Here is a 25,976-nt window from a genome sequence, read left to right as displayed (position 1 = left end):
GATATTGCCGAGGCTTTGTTAGCGTATGACGATGAATATCAAATACCGTGCCCTCAAGGCCTTCCTGCTCGCGGTGGAGACGGGGTCCTTCACCCATGCGGCCGAGCGGCTGGGGGTCACCCAGCCTTCGTTCACCGCGCTGATCAAGGATCTGGAGGCGATCCTCGGCCTCAAGCTGTTCGAGCGGACGACGCGCAGCATCAGCCTGACCTCGGCGGGGGAGGAGTTCGCGTTGCGGGTGGAGCGGCCCGTGGCCGATTTGGAGGAAGCCTATCATTCCATGAGCGACCTCAGCGCGCTGCGGCGCGGCGGGGCGGTCCTGGGGGCTCTGCCGTCGGCGGCGCTGTCGCTTCTGCCGGAGACGCTGGGGCGGCTGCGCCGGCGCAATCCGGCGGTGCGCGTGCGCATCGTCGAGGCCCACAACGACGATCTCATCTCGATGGTGCGCACCAATCAGATCGAATTCGCCGTGGCGACGCTCGCCCGGCAGGCGCCGCAATTCTCCTTCACCCCTCTGGTGGCCGACTGCTTCACCGTGGTCGCCCCGCCCGATCACCCGATCGCGCGGCACGACACCATCACCTGGCGCGATCTGCAGCCGCTCGACCTCATCTTCCTGTCACGCGGGTCCAGCGCGCGCGCCGTGTTCGAGCGCGCCTTCGGGCGGGAGGAGGGGCCGCCGGGCCTGCGCTACGACGTGACCAACATGGCGACGGCGGTGCTTCTGGTGCGCGAGGGGCTGGGGATCGCCCTCCTGCCGCGCCTGGCGCTCGACGCGCTGTCGGTGGGCGACCTCTTCAGCCGCCCCATCGCCGAGCCGACCGCACACCGGCTGATCGGCATCGTCCATCGGCGTGACCGCCACGTCTCCCCCGCCGCGCAGGCGGTGCATGACGAGTTGGGCGTGGTCGCACGGGAGATCGCGGCGCGCTTCGGTTGGAGCGCGCCGGACGGGGTGGCTTAGACCCCGCTTGCCGAACCGCTCGGCGACGAACGCGGTGAGATCGGGCAGCGTCCGGCGCGACGGGCCGGCATCCTCGGGATCGGGACCCTTGCAGACCCGCTCGGCGAGGAGGGCCTGCTCCCCCTCCACGCCAAACCGTTACGGGTCACAGCGGCGGTATCATAGGTCGCCGAAGACCGAACCGAGCGGTGCGCGCGTCCTACCGCAGAAGCAGGTTGAGTTCGGCGGCGTCGTCCCAGGTCCAGCTGTCGCCCTCGCGGCGCATCTCGACGAAGTGGCCGGGGATGATGCGGTCGCCGAGGGTCAGGAGATGGCGGATCGTTTCGGTTGCGCGCTCGGGGGTGTCGAAGGCGTCGTTGACACGCTGGGCGAAGACCTCCTTCGGGAACTTGATGGCGTCCTGGGCCACCACCGTCTTGCCGCCCTCGGTATCGAGGACAAGGGCCATGCAGCCGGGCGTGTGGCCCGGGGCCGGAAGGTAGCGCACCCCCGGCGCCAGCTCGCCCGAGCCCTCCAGGAAGTGCGTGCGGTACTTGGCGACCTGCTCGCGCACCATGAACGGCACGAACGGGTCGTTGGGGTGCGGATTCGCCGCGTAATCGTACTCGGCGCGACTGACGAAGACCTCTGTCGTCTCGGGGAACTTGTGAAGGTTGAGGACGTGGTCGCAGTGCAGATGGGACAGGAAGATCCGCGACACATCTTTCGGCGCCATGCCGCGCTCGGCGAGCGCGCGCTCCAGCCCTTGCCAGTTCACCGCGTGGCCGACGTCGACCAGGATCGGCCCGGTGTCGGTGTGGATCAGGGTGAGGTTCGTCAGCCCGATATAGCCGACGTCCAGCATCGCGCTCGATCCCTTGAGGAGGATCTCGTAGCTCACGGTCATGGCGGGGTCTCCGGTATAGGGGCGCGCTAGCGCATCATGAGGTCGGGCAGCCACAGCACCAGTTCGGGGAAGACGACGATGAGCGCCGTGGCGAACAGCAGCGTGGCGAAGAACGGCAGTGCGGCCGCCGAGATGAAGAGGATGTCCCGCCCCGAGATCTGCTGGATGACGAACAGATTGAAGCCGATGGGCGGCGTGATCAGCGCCATCTCGATGATGATGACGAGGTAGATGCCGAACCAGATGAGGTCGAAGCCCATCGCCGAAACCACCGGCACGAAGATCGCGGCCGACAGCACCATGATCGAGATCCCCTCCAGCACGCAGCCGAGCACCAGGTAGATGGCCGTCAGGACGAACATGAAGAGGTAGGGGTTGAGGTCGAGCGCGGCGACCGCCTTGGCGAGGGTCAGCGGGATGCCGGTATAATTGAACATCACGGTGAGGACCGTGGCGCCGCCGACGATGAAGCCGATCATGCAGGTGGTGCGCGCCGCCCCCATGAGGCTCTGCGCGAAGGTGTTCCAGGTGAGGGACCCGCCCGCCAGCGACATGACGAGCGCGCCCAGCACGCCGACCGCGGCCGATTCGGTGGGCGTGGCCCAGCCGGCGTAGATCGAGCCGATGACGGCGACCATCAGGCCGAGCACCGGGAGCAGCAGGAGCAGCGCCTTGAGCTTCTGGCGCCAGGTGTAGTTGTCGACCTCCTTCGGCATGTCGCCGCGCAGCTTCGACCAAACCCCCGTGAGGATCATGAAGAGCGCCAGGATGATCGCCGCCGGCACCAGGCCGCCGATGAAGAGGCGGGCGATGGAGACCTCCGCGCCGACGCCGTAGACGATGAGCGGCACCGAGGGCGGGATGAGGAAGCCGAGCGTCGCCGCCCCCGCGAGGGTGCCGACGGCGAGGCGGTCGGGATAACCGCGCGAACGCAGCTCCGACAGCGAGATCTTGCCGATCGTGGCCGCCGTGACGGCGGACGAGCCGGAGACCGCCGCGAAGATCCCCGAGCCGACATTGTTCACGTGAAGGAGCCCCCCGGGGAGGCGGTTCACCCACGGCGTCAGGCCCCGGAACATGTCCTCCGACAGGCGGGTGCGGAAAAGGATCTCGCCCATCCAGATGAAAAGCGGCAGGGCGGCGAGCGTCCAGATTGTCGTCGATCCCCAGATCGCAGTGGAGACGACGGGGCCGATCGGGGCATTGGAGAGGAAGAAGAGCCCCAGGATGCCGACGATCACGAGCGTGATCGCGACACTGATCCCGAGGCCGAGGAGCCCGAAGAGGAGCGCGCAGAGAGCCAGCGCCTGTAGGATTTCCATAGAGCTATATCGAGGTTGCGGCGCCGCGGCGCCCGAAGGGGGAGGGGCGCCGCACCGCCTGCCGAACGACGTGGGCGCCTCGGATCCACGGTCGTCGGCGCCGCATCTTGCGCAGGTGGGCCGGCAGGATCGGCGCGCCCTGCCGGCGGTCCGGCCGGAGCACGTGCGGCGGGGCGGGCCGCGTGAACGCCGCGCCGCTTCGGCTCATGAGCCGGACGGGGAGTGGATGTCGTAGGTGATGATCGTGCCCTTCAGGACCATGATGGCGAGCTCCTCCAGGAAGCGCACGCCAAGGAGCAGGATCCCGACTGTCATCGCCGCCTGCGGAATCCAGACCGGGATGCCGACGAGCCCGGCCGAGCGATCGCCGAAATCCCAGGAATCATAGGCGAGGATGGCAAGGCGCCAGGCGAGGTACAAGGCGACCGCCGCCCCCACGACGCGGAACAGAAGCTCCAGCACGAAGCGCAGCCGCTTCCCCATCGTGTCGAGGACGAGGGTGATACGGATCTGCTCGCCTGAGCGCATCGTCGCCGGCATCGCGAGGAAGATCGTCGCGCCGAGAAGGAAGCCCGCGATTTCCGGCACCGCGGGGATGAGGACGCCGGCGAGACGCCCCCCGACCTGGAGCAGAACGAGCAGCGTGGTGACGCCGACGCATGCGCCGGCGAGCACCAGGCCCGCGGTATAGAGGGCGTTGAGGACGCGCATGGGATGCCGCTGGCTCGGGGCCTAGTCCTGCGTGCGCTTGCGGAACTCGGAGACGATGGCCTCCCCCTTCGGGCCGACCTTCGCGATCCAGTCCTCAATGATCGGCGCGGTCGCCTCGCGCGCGGCAGCGATGAACTCGGAGTTGCCCTCCAGGACGGTCATGCCGTTCTTCTCGAGCGTCCCCATTTCGCCGACGTGGGCGTCCTTGGACATCTGCAGCCCCCGCTCGGCGGCGCGCGCGGCGGCGTCCAGCACGATTTGCTGCAGGTCCTCCGGCAGGCGCTGGAAGGAGCGGACGTTCATGACGATCTGGTCGTAGCCGAACCAGGCCTGCACGTCGTTGAAGACGTCGACATAGTCCCAGGCCGACGCCGACGCGCCGAAGGCGGACGAGGTGATCATGGAATCGATCATGCCGGTGGAGAAGGCCTGGGGCACCTCACCGCCGCCGACGAGCACGGGCTCGGCCCCCATCGACTCGGCCATGCGCGCGCCGATCGGGTTGTAGACGCGGAACTTCAGGCCCTCCATGTCGGCGAGCGTCTTCAGCTCTTTGTTGGCGTAGAAGGCCTGCGGCGGCCAGGGCACCGTGTAGAGCGGCATGATGCGGTCCTGCTTCAGCCGCTCGGTGATGGCCGGGAGGGCGATCTCCCACAGGGTCATCGCCTCGTCGAAGCTCTTGGCGAGGTAGGGGAGGGCCTCGACGTTGTAGAGCTCCTCCTGGTTGGCGAACTGGGTCAGCTGCAGTTCGGCGATGTCGACCTGGCCGGTGCGCACCGCCTGCATCGCTTCGGAGTGATTGAAGAGCGACTGCGCGGGATAGAATTTGACCGCGATCCGCCCGTCAGAGGATGTCTCGAGATCCTCGATGAACATGCGGATGTTTTCGACGTGGAAAAGCGCGTCCGGGTAGGGGCTCGCGAAGGTGAGCTGGACCTCTTGTGCGTGGGCGTCGGAGACGAGGGGGGTGGCGGTGAAGGTGGTGGCCAAGGCGAGCACGGCAAAGGTGCCGCTCACTCCCGTGGCCACGCGCCCGACGAAACGGCCCGCGCGAGCCGATAGGCCCTGTCCGATTCCGGTCATAGACGGTCGTCCTCCCTGAGCGAGGGTCTGAAACCCTCTTGTTATTAAGCAGAGAGGCTAGGTGCGTCGTGAAAGCCCTGTCAACAAAGTGTTTCGCGTGGGGCAGGCCGCCCCCCCTCCCGCAAATGCCGGATACCGGTGAAAAAGGGTTTTCGCAGCGCGGTTGAGGCACCGCCCGGCGATCGTCGTGCCGTTCGGCTTGGGCGGATTTTGCGTGACGGGCCGTCCGTTGCCGCCTGGCGTGGGCGGTTTGCCGCTCATTCCGCGGCCCACTTGACGAGGCGGCGGATGTTCTGGGCTGTTGCTTCCCCCCCATCGGGGAAGGCCACGCGCGCGACGCCGACGGGATCACCGCCGGCAACGACTCAGCCGCCGAAATAGGCCGCTTCGAGGCGGTGGTGAAGGTCGGAGGTATCGGCCGACGTCTCCACGACCATATGGCCTTGGGCGAGCGCATAGATGCGGTCCGACACCGACACCGCCTTGTCCACCAGCTGCTCGACCAATAGGACGGCGGTGCCCGCGGCCTTCAGCTCGGAGACGACCGTGAGCACGCGATCGACCAGAACCGGCGAGAGGCCCGCCGACGGCTCGTCCAGCAGCAGGAGCTTCGGATTGCGCACCACGCTCTGAGCGATGGCGAGCATCTGCTGCTGACCGCCGCTCAGAGCCCCGCCTTTGTCATCGCGCTTGGCGCTGATCTCGGGGAACAGCGACAGCGCCGTCTCGATCCGCTCAGTCCGCTCGTGACGTGACAGATCGTAGCCGGCAAGGAGCAGATTGTCCGTCACGGTGAGCTGGCTGAAGATCCGGTGCCCCTCGATCACGTGCGCCAGTCCCGCCTTGGCATAGTGGCGAGCGCTGGCGCCCTTCATGTCGTTCCCGTCGAACCGGACCGTGCCGGAGGTGACGGGGATGAGGCCGGAGATCGCCCCCAGCAGTGTGGTCTTGCCGGCTCCGTTCGGTCCCAGAAGGGACACCACCTCTCCCGCCGCGACGTGAAGGGTCACGCCGTGCAGGACGTCGATCTTGCCGTAGCCGGCGACGAGGTCGGTAACCTCCAGGAGCATGTTATCCGCCAAGGTAAGCACTCACCACGTCCTCATGGGTTCTCACCTCGTCCGGCGTTCCGTCCGCCAGCACCCGGCCCAGATCGAGCACGGTCACGTGGTGGCAGATCTTGAAGATCAGATCGGCGTGGTGCTCCACGAGCAGGACGCCGACGCCGTGGCGGCTGACGCTTTCGATGAGGCTGCCGAGGCGGGCGATCTCGTCGCCCGAGAGGCCCGCGGCGGGCTCGTCGAGGAGCAGGAAGCGCGGTTGCAGCATCAGCGCCCGCGCGATCTCCATGAACCGCAGCTCGCTGTGCTGCAGCCGGTCGGCCCTGACGCCGGCGAGCGCCTCCAGCCCGACGATGCGCAGCGCCAGATCGGCCCGTTCCCGCAGCATCACCTCGTCCGCGTGGTTGCGCGGTAGGTTGAGCAGCGCCTCGGCGAAGGTGGCGCGGCCGCTGGTGTCGCCACCGACCATCACGTTCTCGAGCACGGTGGATTCGCCGATCAGGCGCGGTGTCTGGAAGGTCCGGGCGATCCCCACCTCGGCGCGGTGCTGCGGCTCGCCGGGCTTCAGGACGTCGTCGCCGACCCGGACGGTGCCGGTATCGGGCTTGTAGAAGCCGCAGATCACGTTGAGCGTGGTGGTTTTGCCCGAACCGTTCGGACCGATGAGGCCGTGCACCTCGCCCGGATCGATCGTGAGGTCGAGGCCGTCGATCGCCCGCACCGCGCCGAAGCTCAGCACCACGTCCTTGAGGACGATGGCACTGGATGCCGGCCGCTCGGTGAAGAGGGCGCCGAGGAGCTCCTCGCGCGGCACCACGGCGCGATCGCGCGCCAGCGGCCGCCGGCTGCCGAAGTCGAGCATCGCGGCGATGCCGCCGGGGACCGCCAGCACGATGACGAGGAGCAGCAAGGCGTAGAGGAAGGTCGACCACACCACGAGGGGGGCGGCGAACTCCGGCAGCCAGGTGAGCACGATCGTCGCGATCAGCGGTCCCAGGATCGACCCGCGCCCGCCGATCAGGATGGCGATGAAGAACAGCACCGACAGGTCGAAGGTGAAGGCTTCGGGCGAGATGTAGGACTGCAGCGTCGCGAACAGCCCGCCCGCGACCCCGGCCGCGGCCCCGCTGAACAGGAAGACCGCCACCAGAAGCGCCGGTTTGGAGATGCCCGACACCTCCGCCGCCACCTCCGCATCGCGAATGGCGACGAGGCCGCGGCCGAAGCGGCTGCGGGCGACGTTGGCCGTCATCCAGGTGAGCACGGCGGCAAGGCCGAGGCACAGGAGGTAGAAGCCGAGCGCGTTGTCGAACGGGGAGGGGAGCCAGGGGCCGGGGATGCCGATGCCGCCGCCGGTGACGTCCTGCCAGGCGAGGGCGATCTGGGTGGTGATGGTGGCGAAGCCCAGGGTCGTCATCGCGAAGTAGAAGGTGCGCAGGCGCAGCGCCGGAAGACCGACGAGGAGGCCCGCCAGCGCACCGACCACGGCGGCCGCCGCGAAGGCGACGAGCAGCGGCATCGGCGGCAGAACCGTACCGGCGGTGAGGACGCTCGTCGTGTAGGCCCCGAGCGTCAGCAGCGCGACCCAGCCGATGGCGAGCTGGCCGGCGAACCCGACGACGAGATTGAGCGCCGAGACGAGCACCCAGTAGATCGCCGCGCGGGTGGCGATCAGCACCCAATAGTCGTTGGCGATGAAGGGCAGGACGAGCGCGACGGCGAGGATGGCCGCGTAGGGGATCAGCTTCAGGAGCGTGTGGCCGAGCGCGGGGGCCGCGGCGGGGCGGGGGGTCGAGGCGGTGTGGTTCACGTCATCACCTCGGTCAGACCCGGCGTTGCTTCGGCTGGCCGAACAGACCCTGAGGCGCGGCGAGCAAGGCAACGATGAAGACGGCGAAGACGGCGACCGAGGTGAACACGCCGCCGAAGGTGAAGTGGGCGGCCTGCTGCACGAGTCCGAGCAGCAGCCCGGAGATGATCGCGCCACGATTGTTGCCGAGCCCGCCCAGCGCCACCGGCACGAAGCCGTAGAAGTTGAGGTAGGGCCCGTTGGCGAAGAAGGCGAGCAGGAGCTGGCCGGACGCGAAGCCGGCGAGACCGCCGATCATGCCCGCCAGCGCGTAGCTCGCCATCCTGAGGCGCCGCTCGGGCAGGCCGAGCGCGCGGGCGGCATAGTTGTCCTCCGAGATCGCCAGGAAGGCGCGCCCGACGAGGGTGTGGCGGAAGAGGAGTTCCAGACCGACCACGGTGACCGCGCAGGCGAGCACCGGCAGCCAGAACTTCTCGTCCGTCGGGCCGCCACCCCCGAAGCCGATGAGCTGCGGGAATGGCTGAGGCTCGGTGCTCCACTCGATCGCCACGAACTGCTGAATCATCAGCGCGAGGGCGAGCGTCGACAGCACGTAGAGGTGCTGGTCGAGCTTGTCGAGAACCGGACGGACCGCGACGACCTCGGTCACGATGCCGACGAGGGCGCAGCACGCGAGGGTGAGAACGAGGCCGACGATGGCCGGAAGCCCGAGGATGCCCACGAAGGCGGCGCCGAGGACGCCGCCGAGCATGCCGAGCTGTCCGGTCGTGAAGCTCATCACCCGAGAGGCTGAGAACATCACGTTGTAGACGACGCCCATCATGGCGTAGATCGACCCCATTGCGAGGCCGGACGCTAAGATCGCTGGGAGCATTTTTGTGCTGTCGGTTAGGGTCTATTCGTAGCCCGGCGCCAGCTTGTAGGCCCCGTACTTCTGACTGTTGGCTTCGGACATGACGAGGTCTTCGGGCGACAGGCCGTTGTGCTGGTCCGGCGAGAAGGTGTAGCTCGCGAACAGACCGGGATAGTCCGCCTGAGCGTTCCAGTAGCCGATGATGTCCTTCGGGTCGGTCGTGCCGGTTTCGCGCACGGCATCCGCGATGATGTTGATCGAATCGACGCCGTCGAGGATCCACCACAATGTCGTGTCGTCGAGGTCGATCTCGCTCTTGATCTTGTCCACGAAGGCCTGGACGTGATCCGGCAGCTTGCCGTCGTCGCCATAGCTCGTGTTGCGGAAACCGAGAATGTAGGCGTTGCTCCAGTTTTCCGGCTTGTCCACCAGGCGGCCGACCTCGCCGGACCCCATCGCCGGATGGCCGATGACCGGTACGTCCCAGTCGAGGTTGGCGCGGGTGTTCAGGATGCGCGAGATGAGGCCGGGGGAGACCGTCCAGATCGCGATCGCCTCGGCGCCGGCGTTCTTCATGCGCAGCATGTCGCTCGTGACGTCGGGCTGGGTCTGCTCGATGGTGCCGGCGTAGACCACCTCGGAATCGCGCGCCTCGAAGGCGGCGGACGAACTCTTCACCGTGGTGGTGCCGTAGCCGGTGGTGTCGCCGATGACGGCGAACTTCTTCTTGCCAAGGATCTTAACGCCGTAGTCGCCGACGGCATTGTCGATCTGCGTGTTGGACGGGGCCATGCGGAAGGCGTTGGGATAGCGCTTGGTGTCGATCAACGCGTCGACGAAGCAGGGGTGGACGTTCGGCACCCCGGCGCGGGCCATGATCGGCGTGGTCGCGAGCGATTCGCCGGAGTTGGTCGGCCCCCAGATGGCGTGGACCCGCGCGCGGCTGATCATCTCCTGCGCGGCGTTGACGGCCTTGGTCGGGTCGCCCTGCGTGTCGCGCACGACCAGCTCGATCTGACGGCCGTTGACGCCGCCGGCCGCGTTGATCGCATCGGTGGCATAGTGCACGCCGCGATCGAAACCGATGGCCGGTGCCGAGCTCGGCCCGGTCAATGCGGCGAGCCAGCCCACGCGGATCGGTTCGCTTTGCGCCAGAGCCGGGCGTGCGAGCGTCGTGCTCGCCGCCAGGCTCGCGGCTCCGAGTGTGAATCCCCGACGGGTGATCCTCATGCCGCTTCCTCCTATGTTGTTATTTCTATGTTGTTATTTTCGTCGGCGTTATCTTATGCCGATCTTAAGCACTTACTTTATCGATGAAGTCCGCATTGAAAGTAAAGCCCCACCCCGGACGTTCCGGAACCAGGGCCATACCATCCGCGATCTCAAGCCGTTCGTTGTAGAGGTCGCTGAACCAGGGCATGTACTCGAGGAAGACGGCATTGGAGAGCGCGCCGAGGACCTGGATGCTGGTTTCCGGGAAGAGGTGGGACGACACCGCCACGTCGTACGCCTGGGCCATGTGGCCGACCCGCATGAACTCGCTGACACCGCCGACACGCTGCAGATCCGGCATCAGGATGTCGGCCGAGCGCAGCTCCAGCATGCGGCGGAAACCGTACCGCGTATACTCGGTCTCGCCGCTGGCGATCGGCGTGTCGAGCGCGGCCGCGACCCGCGCCAGCCCGTCGAGATCCCAGGCCGGCAACGGCTCCTCGAACCAGGTTAGATCGAATTCCTCTAACAGGCGGCCGAGCCGGATCGCCTTTGCCTCGGTCTGTCCCTGGTTGGCGTCGGCCATCAGCTTGATGTCCGGGCCGATGGCCTCGCGCACGGCACGCACGCGGGCCGCGTCCACCCGCGGGTCGGCGTTGCCGAGGCGCATCTTCATGGCCTTGAAGCCTTGCGCCATGAACCGCCCCGCCTCTTCCACCAGTTCATCGGTGGAGCGCGACAGCCATAGGCCGCCACTATGGTAGAGCGGAACGGACGAACCGGCGCCGCCCAGCAGGCGATAGAGCGGCAGCCCCGCCGCCTTGCCGAGCGCGTCCCACAGCGCCCCGTCGAGGGCCGAGATCGCCATCACCGCCACGCCCTGGTGGCCGATGAAGTTGATGTCCTTCCATGCACGCGCCCAGAAGGCGGCGATGTGGCCGGCATCGAAGCCGACGATCTGATCGGCGAGGTCGTCGACCATCTGCCGCAGCACCTTGGTGCGGCGGTCGTTCAGGGTGAAGACGAGATTTTCTCCGGTGACGCCGCCGTCGGTCCGCACGGTCACGAGGATCACGCCGAACCCCTCGATCGCGCCGAGCGCGCTGCCGATCGGCGCGGCGAGGGGGAGTTTGAGGGCGCGGGTCTCGACCTGTGTCACGCGCATCAGGAACGCTCCGTCCGTACGGTTTCGCCTTTGGCGTAGGCTTTCAGGACGTCCGGGTCGGGATCGCAGCCGAGGCCCGGCCCGTCCGGCACGCCCACCGTTCCGTCCGTGACCCGCACCCAGGGGTCGAACGGGTTGGCCTCCATGTCCATCCACAGCACCTCGACCAGCGGCCGCTCGAGGAGCGCGGCGGACAGGTGCAGAGTCGCCAGGAAGCCCGGCCCGAAATAGGGGCTGTGCGGCATCATCTCGACGCCGTGCGCGTCCGCGAGGGCGATGATGCGCATCATCTCGCCGATGCCGCCGACCTTGGTGACGCTCGGCTGGGCGATGTCGATGGCGCCGGCTTCGATCAGCGCGCGGAAGCCGAACAGACCCGCGGTGTTCTCGCCGGCCGCGAGCGGGATGCCGTAGCGCTTGAGGCTGGCGAGGCCGGCCGTATCCTCCGGCGGCCAGACCGGCTCTTCCAGCCACCTGAGGCCGTCACCGGCGAGTGATCGCGCCGCCTCGCGGGCGACCGGCGGCAACCAGGCGCAATTGACGTCCAGCATGATCTCGCAGTCGGGCGCGGCCTCCTTGGCGGCCAGCACGGACGGGCGGGTCACCTCGTGCAGCTTGATGCCGCGATAGCCCTGGGCGCGCGCCTCGGCGGTGCATTTGCCGACGAGGTCGACGTCGCCGCGGTAGGACAGGAGGCTGGCATAGGCGCCGAGCCGGCCCGGCCGGCTGCCGCCCAGAAGGCGCCACAGCGGCTGGCCGGTCCGCTTGCCGAGGAGGTCCCACAGCGCGATCTCGATGCCGCTGAAGGCGTAGACGAACGCCCCGTTGCGTCCCAGAAGGTGGACGCTGTGCAGGATTTTGCGTGTGAGCGCGTTGATGTCGCCGGCATCCGCCCCCACCGCCAATGGCGCGACGATATGGTCGAGCGCGGCGCGCGTGGCGTCGAGACCGGCATGTCCGAACGCCTCGCCCCAGCCGACGAGACCGTCCTCCGTCTCGACCTTGACGAGCAGGATGTCCAGTCGATCCCAGGTCTTACCGGCGAAAGACCAATACGGTCCGCCCATCGTGAAGGGCACCGAGACGACGGAACTTTCGATCGCCGTAATGAGCATGTCCTGGTCCGTTTATGGTTATTATTGCAGCAGGTGTGCCTGCACCTATTTAGATGCGTTCGTGTTGAAGTTGCCAAGTCCCATCCTGGCCCATTCCCGAAATGTGATCACACTTTCGCGTCGGAACGTCCGCCTGGCGTCCGCCGTCGCGGCCGTCGGTGGCCGATGGACGGCGCGCGTTCCGGGAGAAATCCCCTGCCGGCCGCAAGCCCTTCACGTCCACGCTGCCTCGACAGGAAAAGCCGGCTCAATCCGCAACGCGAATGTGCAACGCGGCGAGGTCGCAGGACTGCTCACGTCTCGGCGCGTCGCATAAGTCCTGGTTTGCCAACAACCAGGCAGACTGCGCTTGAAACAAAAATGGCGGATGCTGTTTCAGAGGACGCTAGAAGGCTAGCAATTCCGGCCCATTGGTGACCGGCGAGGGATCGAAGTCTGAACAGGACCGCGAGCGCGCCGGGCTCGCCCAGATTGGCGTCTGTCAGTTTCTTGGGTCGCCCCCGACGTCATCCCGACGTCATGCGAGGTCGGTCTTCAGGAAATCATTGCCTTTGTAGAGGAGGGCGATGCGGCGAGCCTTCGCGCAGGCATAGGCGAAGCAATCGCCGAAGTTGAGGTCGGCCTCGTGCCCCACGGCCTTGCCATAGGTCTCTGCGGCCCTGATCGCCGCCAAACCGACGGTGTCCGAAATCGGCATGGTCTCGGCCCGAACCTCGGCCAGAAAGGCGTCGACGGCTTTGCGGGCCGCCTCGACCTGCGCTGCCGTCGGCGAGCGATGCCGCCCCGATCTGGAACGCGCCAGCCCGATCACCGCCTCGAAATGGGCGAGCGGCGAGAAATAGGCTTGGCTGCGACTGGCCGCGAGGCGCTTGACCAGTTCCTCCGAGCCCGGTTCCCGATTGAGGATCGCGATGATCGCGGACGCGTCGATGAACACCGCTCAGCTTTCCCACAGCGCATCGGAGTCGGCCTTCGCGTCATAATCCGGATCGACGGGGCCGATCTTATCGGCGAGCGCCTGCGCGGCTTCGAGCCGTTGATGCAGCGGCACGCGCTCCTTGGCCGAGGCGATGGCGGCCTGCAGCGCGGCGCGAACGGCCTCGGTCTTGTTCTTCGCCCCGGTCAGCGCCATGGCTTCCACGGCGAGTTCGTTGATGGTCTCATCCCTGATGAACAGGCCCGGCATATGTATATCCCGTCATGGATATCCTGATGTCTCAAATTGAATATCCGCGTGCCTGCGTGTCAAGGCTTCCGCCGGAGCGGGCGGGCCGCGATCTCCAACCGATCTCGCACCGTGCGACCAATCCGGACGCCGTGCGGCGAACACGATGAGATCAACATAGCGCCGCGGTTCAGCCGTTCACAGCTTGCGCCAGGCGGCAGGGGAGAGGCCGACACGCTGGCGGAACGCCGCCGTGAGATGGCTCTGGTTGGAGAAGCCAGCCTGGAGGGCGATCTCGGCGATCGGCAGGTTGCTCCCCGCGAGGAGCGCCTTGGCGCGCTCCACCCGGCGGGTCAGCACGTACTGGTGCGGCGTCTGGCCGAAATGCCGGGCGAACGCCTTCGGAAAGGTATGGATGCCGATGCCGGCCTCCCCGGCGAGGCGCTCGAGCCCGAGCGGCGTGTCGAGCGAGGCCTCGATGAAGTCGCGCAGCCGGTGCAGCTGGCCGGCGTCGCCGAGGGTGCCGCCGCCCTGCGCGACCTGCGGCACCAGCGAGTGGCGCACGAGGAGGTGGCTCGCCATCATATGGGCGACGCTGTCGATATAGAGGGGGTCGGTCTCGCCGCTGGTGCGCTCCAGCGCGCCGACGACAGAGAGGGCGAGCTGCTCCAGCATCGGGTCGACCTCGCCGAACCGGGGCTGCAGCTCGGCGCCGGCCGGTCGCCCCGAGGCCGCCGCGATCGCCTCGATCAGCTCCTGCCGCAGATACACCATCAGCATGTCCGAGGTGCCGGAGCGGTCCCAGTTCGTCTCCTCATAGGCCGGGATGATGAAGAATTGTCGAGGACGAACCGTGAGTCGCTTCGGTTTGCTATCGCTCGATAGGGTGCGCGTCAGCGTAACGGGTTTGTTTAGACAAAACGCCACGCAGTAATTTTTGACGGGCGTCAGCGCGCCAGACCATCGATTGACTTGCGCAACCGAGGCATAGACGTTCCGCCATCCGCGCCCGGCGCTTTGTGCAATCATGCGGTGCTCGGGCCACAAGCCGATCCGATGCGTATCCGCTGCGGAAAATTCGTCGGACCCGCCGACAGGTTGCTCTACCATGACATGCACCCTCCTGTCCGATCCGATTTCCTGAAAAACTTCGCTGGCTTTTCGATAGACCGCAGAACGGTTCTTGGCAAACATGCCGATCACGCCAAACGTTCACAGAAAGGCGGGCACGAAGACTGAAGGGATATTGCTTATTACATGAGCAGGTCACTGTCGATCTTATGTGCAGATGGCGCCTCAGGGCAGGAACGACCAGTGAACCGCACCCCTAAGACCTCGGAGAGCCTTGTGATTTCCAGACTTTTCGCCACCTTCGCGCGCTGTGCGTTCGCCGGCGCCCTGACCATCGCCGCGGCAGCGCCCGCCTTCGCCGAGGAGCCGCCGACGAACGGAGGGGCGATCACCTTCGCGCTCTCCCCCGAGCCGCCCTTCGTCCTCACCTCGATCAACACGACGCTGCAGATGGGAATCGTCGGCTCCAAGATCATGGAACCGCTGATGGCGCTCGGCGTCGACCTCGAAATGCGCCCGGTGCTCGCCACGAGCTGGGAGATCAGCCCGGACGGCCTCACCTACACGTTCCACCTGCGCGAAGGCGTGACCTGGCACGACGGCGAGCCGTTCACCTCGGCCGACGTCCAGTTCACCATCATGGACGTCCTGAAGAAGCTCCACCCGCGCGGCCGCTCGGCGTTCGCCAAGGTGACGGCGGTCGAGACGCCGGACGAGCACACCGCGATCCTCAAGCTCTCCGAGCCCGCCCCGCCGCTCCTCGTCGCCCTCGCCTCCGGTTACGAGGCGCCGATGACGCCCAAGCACGTCTTCGGCGGCACCGACATCCCGGCGAACCCGGCGATCAACCAGCCGATCGGCACCGGCCCGTTCGTGTTCAAGGAATGGGAGAAGGGCAACTACATCCTGCTCGAGAAGAACCCGGACTACTGGGACGCCGGCAAGCCGCACCTCGACAGGATCGTCTTCCGCATCATCAACGACGCCTCGGCACGCGCCGCCGGCCTCGAATCGGGCGAGATCGACATCGCCGGCCTCAGCCCGGTCCCGCTGACGGACATGGTGCGCCTGCAGGACGATCCCGACCTCACCATCACCACGGACGGCTACGCCTACATGTCGCCCTTCATGCTGATGGAGGTGAACACCCGCAAGCCGCCGCTCGACGACCGCCGCGTGCGCCAGGCGATCGCCTACGCCGTCAACCGCGACCTCATGACGAAGATCGTGTGGATGGGCTACGGCAAGCCGGCGACGAGCCCGATCCCCTCCCCGGTCGAGGCCTTCCACGCCGCCGAGGGCACCATCCCGGCCTACCCCTACGACACCGCCAAGGCCGAGGCGCTGCTCGACGAGGCGGGCTATCCGATGAAGGGCGGCAAGCGCTTCTCGATCACCATCGACCCGATCCCGCTCGGCACCGACTACGTCCGCACCGCCGAGTTCATCAAGCAGCAGCTCGGCAAGGTCGGCATCGACGCCTCGATCCGCAGCCAGGACCTGCCGACCTTCTTCAAGCGCGTCTACACCGACTACGACTTCGACATCGACAGCCTCTATTACGGCGCCTTCGCCGATCCGACGCAGGGTGTGCAGCGGCTGTTCTGGTCGAAGTCGATCCAGCCGGGCGTCGTCTATTCCAACCCGACCGGCTACGCGAACCCCGAGATGGACCGCCTGCTCGAGGCCGCGCAGAGCGAGAACGACCCCGAGAAGCGCAAGGCGCTCTACCTCGACATGCAGGCCCTCGCGATGACCGACCTCTCCGTCATCCCGCTGATGGAGACCCGCTTCGCCACCATCGCCAGCGCGAAGCTGAAGAACCACACGATCACCGCCGACGGGGTGATCGGCGGCAGCTTCGCCGACGCCTACCTGATCGCCGACTGAGGCACCGGCCCATGACGATGCCCATCACCTCCCCCGACCTCACGCTGAAGGAGAAGGCCCGCGCGGCCTTCTCCCGCCTCCCCGTTCCGGCCGGGGTGCGCTTCGTCGCCGGGCGCCTGGTGCGGGCGATCCCGCTCCTGTTCGCGGTCGTCCTCTTCAACTTCGCCCTGCTGCAGCTCGCGCCGGGTGACGCGGCGGAGGTGCTCGCCGGCGAATCGGGCTCGGCGACGGCCGAATATCTCGCCGACCTCAAGGCCCGCTTCGGCCTCGACCAGCCGGTCCACGTCCAGCTCGCCAACTACGTCTGGCGCCTCGTCCAGCTCGACCTCGGCTTCTCGTTCCGCCACAACGAGCCTGTCCTCGACCTGCTGCTCGGCCGCCTGCCGGCGACGCTCCTCCTGATGATCTCCTCGGTCGTCCTCGCGGTCGCCGTCGGCGCGCTGCTCGGCGTCCTCGCCGCGAGCCGCGTCAACTCCTGGCGTGACAATCTCATCTCCGTGTTCGCGATGCTCTCGTTCGCGACGCCGGTGTTCTGGCTCGGGCTGATGATGATCGTGCTCTTCTCGGTCAACCTCGGCTGGCTGCCGTCGAGCGGGATGGCCTCGATCGCCGCCGGCTACACCGGGATCGACGCGGTGCTCGACGTCGCGCGGCACATGGTGATGCCGGTCGTCACGCTCGCGATGTTCTACGTCGCCATCTACACGCGCGTGATGCGCGCGGCGATGCTGGAGGTGTTCAACCAGGACTACGTGACGACCGCGCGCGCCAAGGGCCTGTCGCAGCGGCGCATCACCTGGCGCCACGTGGTGCGCAACGCGCTCCTGCCGCTGACGACGCTCCTCGGCGTCCAGATCGGCACCATGCTCGGCGGCTCGGTGCTGGTGGAGACGGTGTTTTCCTGGCCCGGCCTCGGCCGCCTCGCCTTCGAGGCGGTCTACCAGCGCGACGTCAACCTGCTCCTCGGCATCCTCCTCATGTGCTCGGTTCTCGTCGTCGTCACCAACATCCTGGTCGACCTTGCCTACACCCGCCTCGACCCGCGCATCAGGATCCGCTGAGATGAACGGCATCCTCTCCTTCGCCCGCCGCTTCGCGCGCAACCGCGCGGCGCTCGCCGGCGTCCTCGTCCTCCTCTTCGTCGGCGCGATGGCGCTGTCCGCCCCGTTCGTCTACCCGTCCGACCCGTGGGACATGGTGACCATGCCCTTCGTCTGGCCGGGCGAGGACGCCGAGGTGTGGCTCGGCTCGGACATGATGGGCCGCGACCTTGCGAGCGGCATCTTCCACGGCGCCAAGGTCTCGCTCACCATCGGCTTCGTCGCCACTCTCCTCGCGACCCTCTTCGGCACCCTCGTCGGCGCGCTCGCCGGCTACTATCTCGGCCTCGCCGACACGCTCCTGATGCGCGTCACCGAGCTGTTCCAGACGATCCCGCAGTTCATCTTCGCGATCGTCGTGGTGGCGATCCTCACCCCCTCGGTGACCAACGTGACGCTCGCCATCGCGCTCGTCTCCTGGCCGTCCGTGGCGCGCCTGGTGCGCGGCGAGGTGCTCGCCCTGCGCGAGCGCGAGTTCGTCCAGGCGAGCCGCTCCATCGGCATGGGCGACCTCAGGATCATCGCCACGCAGATCCTGCCGAACGCGCTGGGGCCGATCATCGTCATGGGCTCGCTCATGGTGGCGACGGCGATCCTCACCGAGGCCGGCCTCGCCTTCCTCGGCCTCGGCGACCCCAACGTCATGAGCTGGGGCTCGATCATCGGCGCCGGGCGCGATGCGCTGCGGAGCGCCTGGTACATCACCGCGATCCCCGGCTTCGCGATCCTCCTCACCGTGCTCGCCCTCAACCTCGTCGGCGAGGGGCTCAACGACGCGCTCAACCCGCGTCTCAAGAACAGGTGACGCCCGTGTTGTCCCCAACCTCCGCTGCGGCGCCCGCCCCGCTGCTCGAGATCCGCGACCTCCACACCCACTTCTTCACCCCCCGCGGCGTGATGAAGGCGGTGAACGGCGTCTCCCTCGCGGTGCGCCGCGGCGAGATCCTCGCCGTCGTCGGCGAATCGGGGTGCGGCAAGTCCGTCACCGCGATGAGCGTCCTGAAGCTGATCGCGACCCCGCCGGGACGGATCGTGAAGGGCGAGATCCTGTTCGAGGGGCGCGACCTCGTCCCCCTCACCGACCGCGCGATGCAGGAGGTCCGCGGCGAGGGGATCGGCATGATCTTCCAGGAGCCGATGACCTCGCTGAACCCGGTGCTCACCGTCGGCGAGCAGATCGCCGAGACGCTGATCCGCCACAAGCGCCTGTCCCGGCGCGAGGCGCGCGAGAAGGCGGTCGACCTCCTCGACCTCGTCGGCCTCTCCGACCCGTCGCGGCGCGTCGGACAGTACCCGCACGAGCTGTCGGGCGGGATGCGCCAGCGCGTCGTCATCGCGATGGCGATCGCCTGCGACCCGAAGCTCCTCATCGCCGACGAGCCGACGACCGCGCTCGACGTGACGGTCCAGGCGCAGATCCTCGACCTCCTGATGGAGATGCGCGACCGGCTCGGCATGGGGCTCGTCATCATCACCCACGATCTCGGCGTGGTGGCCGAGACCGCCGACCGGGTGGCGGTGATGTACGCCGGGCGCAAGGTGGAGGAGGCCGGCGTACAGGAGCTGTTCGCCCAGCCGCGCCACCCCTACACCCAGGGCCTCATCCGCGCGACGCCGGACGGCGGGATCGCCGCGGGCCCCCGGATCGCCGGGCGCCGCCCGCCCCGCCTCACCGAGATTCCCGGCATGGTGCCGCCGCTCGACCGGATGCCGGACGGCTGCGCCTTCGCGCCGCGCTGCCCCCACGCGATCGAGGCCTGCCGCGCCGCCGTGCCGCCGCTGGAGCGGGCCGGCGGAACCCACGCCGTCGCCTGCATCCGCAGCGGCGAGACCTTCGCCCACAAGCGCGTCCCGCACGCCGTGGAGGCCCACGCATGACCAACGTCCTCCTCGTCAACGACCTCGTGAAGCACTTCCCGGCCGGCGACGGCCGCGTGGTCCACGCCGTCGACGGCGTATCGCTGGAGCTCGACCGCGGCGAGACCCTCTCCCTCGTCGGCGAATCGGGCTGCGGCAAGTCCACCCTCGGCAAGACCATCATGCAGCTCCACGCGCCGACCTCCGGCTCGGTGATGGTGGAGGGCCGCGAGATCACGCGCCTCCCGAAGCGCGCCCTGCGCACCCTGCGGCGCGACCTCCAGATGGTCTTCCAGGACCCCTTCGCCTCGCTCAACCCGCGCGTCACGGTCGGCCGTGCCCTGGAGGAGCCGCTGATCGTCCAGAACCAGGGGGCGCGCAAGGAGCGGCGCGAGCGCGTCGCATGGCTCCTCGAGAAGGTGGGCCTGCCGGCCGACGCCGCCGGGCGCCACCCGCACGAGTTCTCCGGCGGCCAGCGACAGCGGATCGGCATCGCCCGGGCGCTGGCGCTGAACCCCAAAGTCATCATCTGCGACGAGCCGGTGTCGGCGCTCGACGTCTCGGTCCGCGCCCAGGTCCTCAACCTCCTCGCCGACCTCAAGGAGGAGTTCGGCCTCGCCTACCTCTTCATCTCGCACGACCTCTCCGTGGTGGAGTACGTCTCCGATCGCGTCGCGGTGATGTACCTCGGCAGGATCGTCGAGGTGGCGCGGCGCGAGGATCTGTGGGCGCGCCCGCTCCACCCCTATACCCGCGCCCTCCTCGACGCCGCGCCGGTGGCCGACCCCTCGCGCCGCCGCGCCCGCCGGCCGCGCCTCGCCGGCGAGGTGCCGAGCCCGACCAACCCGCCGTCCGGCTGCCGTTTCCGCACCCGCTGCCCGATCGCCATCCCCCGCTGCGCCGAGGAGGTCCCCCACCTCACCGACGCGCGGGACCGCCACATGGTCGCCTGTCACAGGGCGTTCGAGGCGGGAACGTTCGAAGGCGGCGCGCTCGCGGAAAGGGCGCTCGCGGGGGCCCCGGCCACCCCGCGCCCCGGCGGCGCCGTCGCCTCTTCCCCCCGTTCCATCGCCACCGCGAGACTTTGAGAATGTACCGCCTCATCAGCGCCACCCCGAGCCCCTACGCGCGCAAAGTGCGAATCCAGCTCATCGAGAAGGACATCCCCTTCGACCTCGTCACCGAGGTGCCTTGGGATTCCACCACCCAGACGCCGCAGCACAACCCGCTCGAGAAGCTCCCCGTGCTCATCTGTGACGACGGAACCTCGGTCTTCGAATCCCGCTACATCAACGAGTGGGTCGAGATGATGCATCCCGAGCCGCCGCTCGTGCCGAAGGACCGGGACGGCATCCTCGCGGTGAAGCGCTTCGAGATCCTCGGCGACGGCATCTGCGACGCGCTGGTGCTGATGTTCTGGGAGAACAACCGCGACCCCTCGCGCCGCAGCCCGGAATGGTACGCCCGCCAGGAGCGCAAGCTGGTCGGCGGCCTCGCCGAGCTCTCCCGCGTCATCGGCGACAAGGCGTTCGCCTGGGGCGAGACGTTTACCCAGGCCGACATCTCGGTGGCGACGGTGCTGCGCTACCTCGACGTGCGCTGGCCGGACAATCCCTGGCGGCAACAGCACCCGAACCTTGCCGCCTACTCGGACCGAATGGAGAAACGCCCCTCCTTCGCAGCGACGGTGCCGGTGCCGCAGATCATCCGCGACAAGGTGGCCTGACGCGGCCCCGCAGGACGCCCCGTGCGGCGGCGCGTCCGACGCCTGCCGACTTTCCCAGACGAGCGCCCGAAGGCGCCAGGAGACCCGACGTGCTGACCAAGAACACGACGCGTGCAAGAACCGTGGCCGTCTCGCCCGGCGACGTCGACACCATCGCCTCGAGCTGGGTCGTCGGAAAGGTTCTCGCCGAGCCTGCGATCAACGGCATGCAGAACCTCTCCGCGGTGTCGATCGTCTTCGCGCCGGGAGAGGGCCACGCCCGCCACAACCATCCGGCCGCCGAGCAGCTCATCTTCGTCCACGTGGGCGAGGCGGAGATGATGATCGAGTTCGATGAAGGGAAGCCGCAGTACCGCACGATCCGCCGGGGCGACCTCGTCTCGATCCCGCGCGGCGCCTACCACTCGACGATCAACCGCGGCTGGGAGCCGGTCCACATCCTCGCCATCTACTCGCCCCCCGGCCCCGAGGAGGCGATGCGCTCCTCCGAGGAGTTCACCACCACTCCCGCGGGAGAGGTGCCGCGGCGGCCGCGCCAGGCCTGAGCCGAGGGCGGGGGGATCCCCCGCCACCTCCGGGGCGGACGACATCCGGCGCCCCGGCAACAGCGCACCGGCGATCCGACGTCGGGCGGCAAGCGACGACGTCTGCCGAGGAGACGACCGGGACCGACGCGCGAACCGAGACGGGCGCGCGTGCGCACTGACCCCCGAGGCCCGATTCTCACTGGAGATCGCCCATGCCCGATCTGTTCAGCCCCTTCACGCTGAAGGGCGTGACGCTGCGCAACCGCATCGTCATGTCGCCGATGACGATGTACAACTCCGTCGACGGCAAGCTCGACGACTATCACGTCAGCTATCTCGGTGCCCGCGCCGCCGGCGGCTTCGCCCTGGTGTTCGGCGAGCAGATGGCGATCACGCCGGACGGGCGCACCACCACCTCCTGCGCCGGCATCTGGAGCGACGACCAGATCGAGGGCCACGCGCGGGTCTGCGCCATCATCGAGCGCATGGGCGGCGTACCGGCGATCCAGCTCGGCCACACCGGCCGCAAGGGCAGCGAGCTGCCGCCGCACAAAGGCACCAACGCGGAAGGCACGTGGAAGCAGCTGCCACCGGACCATCCGGACGGGTGGACCTGCGTCGCCCCGTCCGCGATCCCCTACGGCGGCGGCGGTCACGTCTATCCCGTCCACGCGCTGACGGTCGAGGAGATCGCGGCGTTGCACCGGTCCTACGCAGACGCCGCGCGGCGCGCGCTCGACGCGGGTTATAAGTGGCTGGAGATGCACTACGCGCACGGCTATCTCGGCGCGAGCTTCCTCTCGCCGATCGCCAACCAGCGGACCGACCAGTACGGCGGCAGCCTCGAGAACCGCGTGCGATTCCACCTCGAGGCGCTCGACGCGGTGCGGGCGGTCTGGCCGGAGGAGTACCCGCTGACGATGCGTCTCGGCGCCGACGACCTCAACCCGAAGGGCACGCAGTTCGAGGACGCGGTCACCGCGATCGGCATGATGAAGGCGCACGGCCTCGACCTCGCCGACGTCTCGCTCGGCTTCAACACCGACGAGATGGTCGACCCGCCCTTCAACGAGGTCGCGTTCATGATCTCGCGCGCGAAACGGGTCCGCGATGCGGTGGGGCTGCCGGTGGCCACGAGCTGGAATCTCGGCGTGCCGCAGAACGCCGACAGGGTGATCCGAGAGGAGTTGATCGATCTCGTCTTCCTCGGCCGGCCGGCGCTCGCCAACCCGCACTGGCCGATCTGGGCGGCACGCGAGCTCGCCCACCCCGACCCGTTCCACCTCGTCCAGCCCGACTGGGCCTGGTGGCTGCGTAACTTCCGCGGCCACGGCCCCAGCATCGGCTGGCCAGAGGCGCGGGAGGTTTCCGAACTGACCTGGGCCGCGCAATAGGCTGCTGGGACGAGCGCCCCGGCGCCATGCCAGCCTGCGCCGTCGAGGGCCATGACAGCGTGCTCTGAGGTGCCTGATGAAGCGGCACAGGTCCGGTAGCGTCCAGCAGGACACACCATCGGCACGCGGGTCGGGACCGCGGAAGATCCGCTCCGCGACGAGCGCCAGCTCGCCTTCACCCGAGTGCGGGCGGCCGGCCCGACCTCGGGCGATCGACAAGCCCTGCCACGCCTTGTGCGTTGTGGCGCAAGGCGCATAGCGCAGCGCCTGCCGCTCCATCCCGGCCGCCGCGGCCGCGTGCGCGGCGGCCCGCCCCTCCCGAGGATCGCTGAGTCTGCTAGGCTAGAAGCCGTAGAGACGCGCCGGGTTGTCCACCAGAATGCGCTGGGCGATGGCCGCGTCGTTGCCGATCCAGCGCATGAACTCGTCGACCAGCGCCCCGTCGTCGGGCATCGGCGTCTTGAGCCTCACGTGCGGCCAGTCGGTGCCGAACACGAGCTGATCGGGCGCGGCCTCCACCAGCGCCTCGGTCAGCGGAACGGCATCGTCATAAGGCGGCACCGGCTGACGGGCGAAGCGGTTGGGCCCGCTCACCTTGACCCAGGTCCGCCCCTCCCTGACGAGCGCCAGGAGATCCTGGAAGCCCGCCGATTGCGGCCCGAGCTGTCCGGGAAAGTGGCCGATATGGTCGATCACGCTCGTCACCGGCAGCCGCGACATGCGCCCGCGAAAATCCGCGAACGTGGAGATGTCGATGAGGAACTGCAGGTGCCAGTCGAGCGGGGCGAGACGGTCGGCGAGGGCCTTCACGTCGTCGAACGACAGGCCCGCCCCCTTGTTGAGGAGGTTGAGCCGCGCGCCGCGCACGCCGAGGCCGTTCAGCCGCTCCAGCTCGGCATCGCTGACGCTTTCCGGCAGCACCGCGATGCCGCGCCACTCGATGCCGTGCGGCTCGCTCTTCGCCGCCTCCAGCGCGTCGGCCATCTGGCTGTTGTCGGTGCCGTAGACGCTGGCCTGCACCAGCACCGCGCGCGAGAAGCCGAGGTGGTGGAGAAGCCCGGCATACATCGACAGCGGCGCGTCGTGCGGGGTGTAGTCCCGCTCCGCCGCGTAAGGGTAGCGCTCGGCCGGCCCGAAGATGTGGGCGTGGCAGTCGCAGCTGCCGGCGGGCAGGATATGGTCCGGCTTCTTCGGCTCGGCCACGGGCGCCGGGATGTCCGGCGTGGTGTTGGCGACGCTCATCGTCGGCCCTTTCGTCATCCGAGTTGGTTGGGAAGCCACAAGGTCACCGCGGGCACGAACGTCACGGCGAGGACGACGAGGACGAAGACGAGCAGGAACGGCCACAGCCGCTTGGCGATCGTCTCCACCTTCAGCCCGCTCACCGCGGAGGCCACGAAGATCGAGTAGCCGACGGGCGGCGTCACCATGCCGACCGCGAAGTTGATGACCACCATCGCGCCGAGCTGGATCGGATCCATCCCGACCTGCACGCCGATGGCGGTGAGAACGCCGGACAGGATCACCATCGCCGACACGTTGTCCATCACGGCGCCGAGCACCAGCAGGAGAACGTTGACCATCAGCAGGATGACGACCGGGTTGTCCGAGACCGAGAGCAGCACCTCGGCGATCTGCAGCGGGATCTGCTCGCTCGCCATCAGGTAGGCATAGCCGTAGGCCGCGGCGATGATGAACATGATCATCCCGCTCAGCTTCAGGCTGCGCAGCACCGTGTCGTAGAGCGCTTTGAGCGACAGTTCGCGGTAGATGAACACGCCGGTGATGAGGCCGTAGAGCACGCCCACCATCGAGGCCTCCGTCGGCGTGAACACGCCGCCATAGATGCCGCCGAGGATGATGACCGGCGCCAGAAGCGCCCACACGCCGTCCTTCAGAACGTGGACGAACTCGGCCCGCGTCACCGCGGCATCGGCGGGGATGCCGTTGCGCTTGGCGGTCCACACGCACACGACGATGAAGCCGAGCGCGGAGAGGATGCCGGGAACCACGCCGGCGAGGAACAGCTTGCTGATCGACTGCTCGGCGAGCACGCCCCAGATCACCATCGGGATCGACGGCGGGATCATCTGGCCGAGCGGGCCGACGGAGGTGGAGAGCGCCGCGGCGAAGTCGCGCCGGTAGCCGCGCCGCTCCAGCTCGTCGATCATCACCGAGCCCACGGCGGCGGTCGTCGCCGGCGCGGAGCCGGAGATCGCGCCGAAGAAGGTGCCGGCCATCACGGTGGCGATGCTGAGACCCCCGGTGAAGACGCCGAAGATCGCCGCGGCGAAGCGCACCAGGCGCCGCGACAGGCCGCCCGCCCCCATCAGGTCGCCGGCGAGGATGAAGCCGGGGATGGCGAGCAGGCTGTTGACGTCCGTCCCCGCCAGCATCCGCTGGGCGGCGATGATCGGGTTGATATCGGCGATGTAGAGACCGCCGATGGTGAGGATCGTCAGCGTGAAGGCGATCGGCACGCCGATGACGAGAAGGACGATGAGGCCGAGAGAGAGGAAGAGGGCGAGCACGCTCATGCGGCAAGCTCCGTGCGGTCCGCGGGGCGGTCGCCGCGTGCCGAGGCCAACAGGCGCAACAGCGCGTAGACGGCGATCAGGCCGCCGGAGACCGGCAGCGACAGGTTGCGCACCCACAGCGGATAGCGCACCGCCGGCGAGGTCTGTCCGAATGTCAGCGTCATGAAGGCCCATCCGGCCCAGACCATGTAGCCGCCGGTCACAGCGATCGCGATCCAGATGAGCATGTCCAGCACCCGGAAGACCGGCGCCGGCAACAGCGACTCGATGATCTCCACCCGAACGTGCGCGTTGTCGCGCACGAGGATCGGCGCGGCCAGGAAGACCGACCAGGAGAAGCACAGCATCGCCACCTCGTCGGTCCAGCTCAGCGAGGCCTGGAGGACGTAGCGGTAGAAGACACCGATGATGAGACTGAAGATCAGCGTCGCGCCCGTCAGAACGGTCGCGACGCCGATGCCAGCCGCGAGCCCGCGCTCAAGGCCCGAAAGCCAGCGCGGGCCGCCCGTCAGAAGGGGCGCGGGCAT

At 68.2% G+C, this 25,976-nt stretch carries 25 protein-coding genes; 9 read left to right on the top strand and 16 right to left on the bottom strand.

Translation table 11 applies throughout. The annotated features are described in order from the left end of the window. The first annotated feature begins 25 nt into the window (after window positions 1-25). The gene (locus tag BIX52_RS19635) at window positions 26-964 is read left to right on the top strand and encodes a LysR family transcriptional regulator (protein WP_075222813.1); all 939 of its coding nucleotides are present in this window, start codon (window positions 26-28) and stop codon (window positions 962-964) included. A gap of 199 nt (window positions 965-1,163) precedes the next feature. On the opposite strand, the gene BIX52_RS19630 is transcribed toward BIX52_RS19635, so the two are convergent. The 13 genes from BIX52_RS19630 to BIX52_RS23020 form a co-directional block, all read right to left on the bottom strand. Then, entirely contained in the window at window positions 1,164-1,850 is a 687-nt protein-coding gene (locus BIX52_RS19630; RefSeq protein ID WP_075222812.1) for an MBL fold metallo-hydrolase, read from the bottom strand. A gap of 26 nt (window positions 1,851-1,876) precedes the next feature. After that, entirely contained in the window at window positions 1,877-3,172 is a 1,296-nt protein-coding gene (locus BIX52_RS19625; protein ID WP_075222811.1) for a TRAP transporter large permease, read from the bottom strand. Window positions 3,173-3,376: 204 nt separating this feature from the next. After that, entirely contained in the window at window positions 3,377-3,883 is a 507-nt protein-coding gene (locus BIX52_RS19620) for a TRAP transporter small permease (protein ID WP_075222810.1), read from the bottom strand. 21 nt (window positions 3,884-3,904) lie between these two features. Further along, window positions 3,905-4,900: a TRAP transporter substrate-binding protein gene (locus BIX52_RS19615; protein WP_157956281.1), complete on the bottom strand. Its 996-nt coding sequence runs from the start codon at window positions 4,898-4,900 to the stop codon at window positions 3,905-3,907. Between the two features lie 431 nt (window positions 4,901-5,331). Continuing rightward, a complete protein-coding gene (locus BIX52_RS19610) occupies window positions 5,332-6,036 on the bottom strand; it encodes an ABC transporter ATP-binding protein (protein ID WP_075222808.1) in 705 nt (234 codons plus the stop codon). Between the two features lies 1 nt (window position 6,037). Further along, window positions 6,038-7,837: a branched-chain amino acid ABC transporter ATP-binding protein/permease gene (locus BIX52_RS19605; RefSeq protein WP_075222807.1), complete on the bottom strand. Its 1,800-nt coding sequence runs from the start codon at window positions 7,835-7,837 to the stop codon at window positions 6,038-6,040. A 13-nt stretch (window positions 7,838-7,850) separates the two neighbouring features. Continuing rightward, window positions 7,851-8,711, bottom strand: a complete 861-nt coding sequence (locus tag BIX52_RS19600; protein WP_075222806.1) for a branched-chain amino acid ABC transporter permease — start codon at window positions 8,709-8,711, stop codon at window positions 7,851-7,853. 21 nt (window positions 8,712-8,732) lie between these two features. Continuing rightward, on the bottom strand, window positions 8,733-9,920 hold the full coding sequence (locus BIX52_RS19595) for an ABC transporter substrate-binding protein (RefSeq protein WP_075222805.1): 1,188 nt from the start codon (window positions 9,918-9,920) through the stop codon (window positions 8,733-8,735). 64 nt (window positions 9,921-9,984) lie between these two features. Beyond that, window positions 9,985-11,067, bottom strand: coding sequence for a mandelate racemase/muconate lactonizing enzyme family protein (locus BIX52_RS19590; protein WP_075222804.1), 1,083 nt, complete (start codon window positions 11,065-11,067; stop codon window positions 9,985-9,987). Continuing rightward, window positions 11,067-12,182, bottom strand: coding sequence for a mandelate racemase/muconate lactonizing enzyme family protein (locus BIX52_RS19585; RefSeq protein WP_075222803.1), 1,116 nt, complete (start codon window positions 12,180-12,182; stop codon window positions 11,067-11,069). Before BIX52_RS19585 ends, BIX52_RS19590 begins: the two co-directional genes overlap by 1 nt. A gap of 517 nt (window positions 12,183-12,699) precedes the next feature. Continuing rightward, window positions 12,700-13,119, bottom strand: a complete 420-nt coding sequence (locus BIX52_RS19580; protein WP_075222802.1) for a type II toxin-antitoxin system VapC family toxin — start codon at window positions 13,117-13,119, stop codon at window positions 12,700-12,702. A gap of 3 nt (window positions 13,120-13,122) precedes the next feature. Continuing rightward, window positions 13,123-13,368 (bottom strand): type II toxin-antitoxin system VapB family antitoxin, encoded by a 246-nt coding sequence (locus BIX52_RS19575; RefSeq protein ID WP_075222801.1) that lies wholly within the window; start codon window positions 13,366-13,368, stop codon window positions 13,123-13,125. A gap of 177 nt (window positions 13,369-13,545) precedes the next feature. Further along, window positions 13,546-14,541, bottom strand: coding sequence for a helix-turn-helix domain-containing protein (locus BIX52_RS23020; protein WP_139312820.1), 996 nt, complete (start codon window positions 14,539-14,541; stop codon window positions 13,546-13,548). Window positions 14,542-14,694: 153 nt separating this feature from the next. Between BIX52_RS23020 and BIX52_RS19565 the strand changes: the two genes are divergently transcribed. The 8 genes from BIX52_RS19565 (at window position 14,695) to BIX52_RS19530 (ending at window position 22,912) form a co-directional block, all read left to right on the top strand. Then, window positions 14,695-16,308 carry an ABC transporter substrate-binding protein gene (locus tag BIX52_RS19565; protein WP_205647861.1) on the top strand — a complete coding sequence of 538 codons (1,614 nt, stop codon included), beginning with the start codon at window positions 14,695-14,697 and terminating at the stop codon, window positions 16,306-16,308. A gap of 11 nt (window positions 16,309-16,319) precedes the next feature. Then, a complete protein-coding gene (locus BIX52_RS19560) occupies window positions 16,320-17,369 on the top strand; it encodes an ABC transporter permease (protein WP_083660555.1) in 1,050 nt (349 codons plus the stop codon). Between the two features lies 1 nt (window position 17,370). Continuing rightward, window positions 17,371-18,213, top strand: a complete 843-nt coding sequence (locus BIX52_RS19555) for an ABC transporter permease (RefSeq protein WP_075222799.1) — start codon at window positions 17,371-17,373, stop codon at window positions 18,211-18,213. Between the two features lie 92 nt (window positions 18,214-18,305). Further along, window positions 18,306-19,286 carry an ABC transporter ATP-binding protein gene (locus BIX52_RS19550; RefSeq protein ID WP_083660578.1) on the top strand — a complete coding sequence of 327 codons (981 nt, stop codon included), beginning with the start codon at window positions 18,306-18,308 and terminating at the stop codon, window positions 19,284-19,286. Further along, the gene (locus tag BIX52_RS19545) at window positions 19,283-20,353 is read left to right on the top strand and encodes an ABC transporter ATP-binding protein (protein ID WP_075222798.1); all 1,071 of its coding nucleotides are present in this window, start codon (window positions 19,283-19,285) and stop codon (window positions 20,351-20,353) included. Before BIX52_RS19550 ends, BIX52_RS19545 begins: the two co-directional genes overlap by 4 nt. 2 nt (window positions 20,354-20,355) lie before the next feature. After that, on the top strand, window positions 20,356-20,991 hold the full coding sequence (locus tag BIX52_RS19540; protein ID WP_075222797.1) for a glutathione S-transferase C-terminal domain-containing protein: 636 nt from the start codon (window positions 20,356-20,358) through the stop codon (window positions 20,989-20,991). An 89-nt stretch (window positions 20,992-21,080) separates the two neighbouring features. Beyond that, on the top strand, window positions 21,081-21,536 hold the full coding sequence (locus BIX52_RS19535; protein ID WP_083660553.1) for a cupin domain-containing protein: 456 nt from the start codon (window positions 21,081-21,083) through the stop codon (window positions 21,534-21,536). A 194-nt stretch (window positions 21,537-21,730) separates the two neighbouring features. Further along, window positions 21,731-22,912 (top strand): oxidoreductase, encoded by a 1,182-nt coding sequence (locus BIX52_RS19530; RefSeq protein WP_075222796.1) that lies wholly within the window; start codon window positions 21,731-21,733, stop codon window positions 22,910-22,912. 342 nt (window positions 22,913-23,254) lie between these two features. Here BIX52_RS19530 and BIX52_RS19525 read toward each other — a convergent pair whose 3' ends face one another. Genes BIX52_RS19525 through BIX52_RS19515 form a run of 3 tightly spaced genes read right to left on the bottom strand, consistent with a single transcriptional unit; the run spans window position 23,255 to window position 25,976 of the window. After that, window positions 23,255-24,154, bottom strand: coding sequence for an amidohydrolase family protein (locus BIX52_RS19525; protein WP_075222795.1), 900 nt, complete (start codon window positions 24,152-24,154; stop codon window positions 23,255-23,257). A gap of 14 nt (window positions 24,155-24,168) precedes the next feature. Continuing rightward, entirely contained in the window at window positions 24,169-25,449 is a 1,281-nt protein-coding gene (locus tag BIX52_RS19520) for a TRAP transporter large permease (protein ID WP_075222794.1), read from the bottom strand. Beyond that, entirely contained in the window at window positions 25,446-25,976 is a 531-nt protein-coding gene (locus BIX52_RS19515) for a TRAP transporter small permease (RefSeq protein ID WP_075222793.1), read from the bottom strand. The genes BIX52_RS19520 and BIX52_RS19515 overlap by 4 nt, the downstream gene beginning before the upstream one ends.

It is taken from the genome of Acuticoccus yangtzensis (genome assembly GCF_001927245.1).
GTDB lineage: Bacteria > Pseudomonadota > Alphaproteobacteria > Rhizobiales > Amorphaceae > Acuticoccus > Acuticoccus yangtzensis.
Note: the sequence above shows the minus strand (reverse complement) of the source record. Positions and strands in the feature narration are given on the sequence as shown.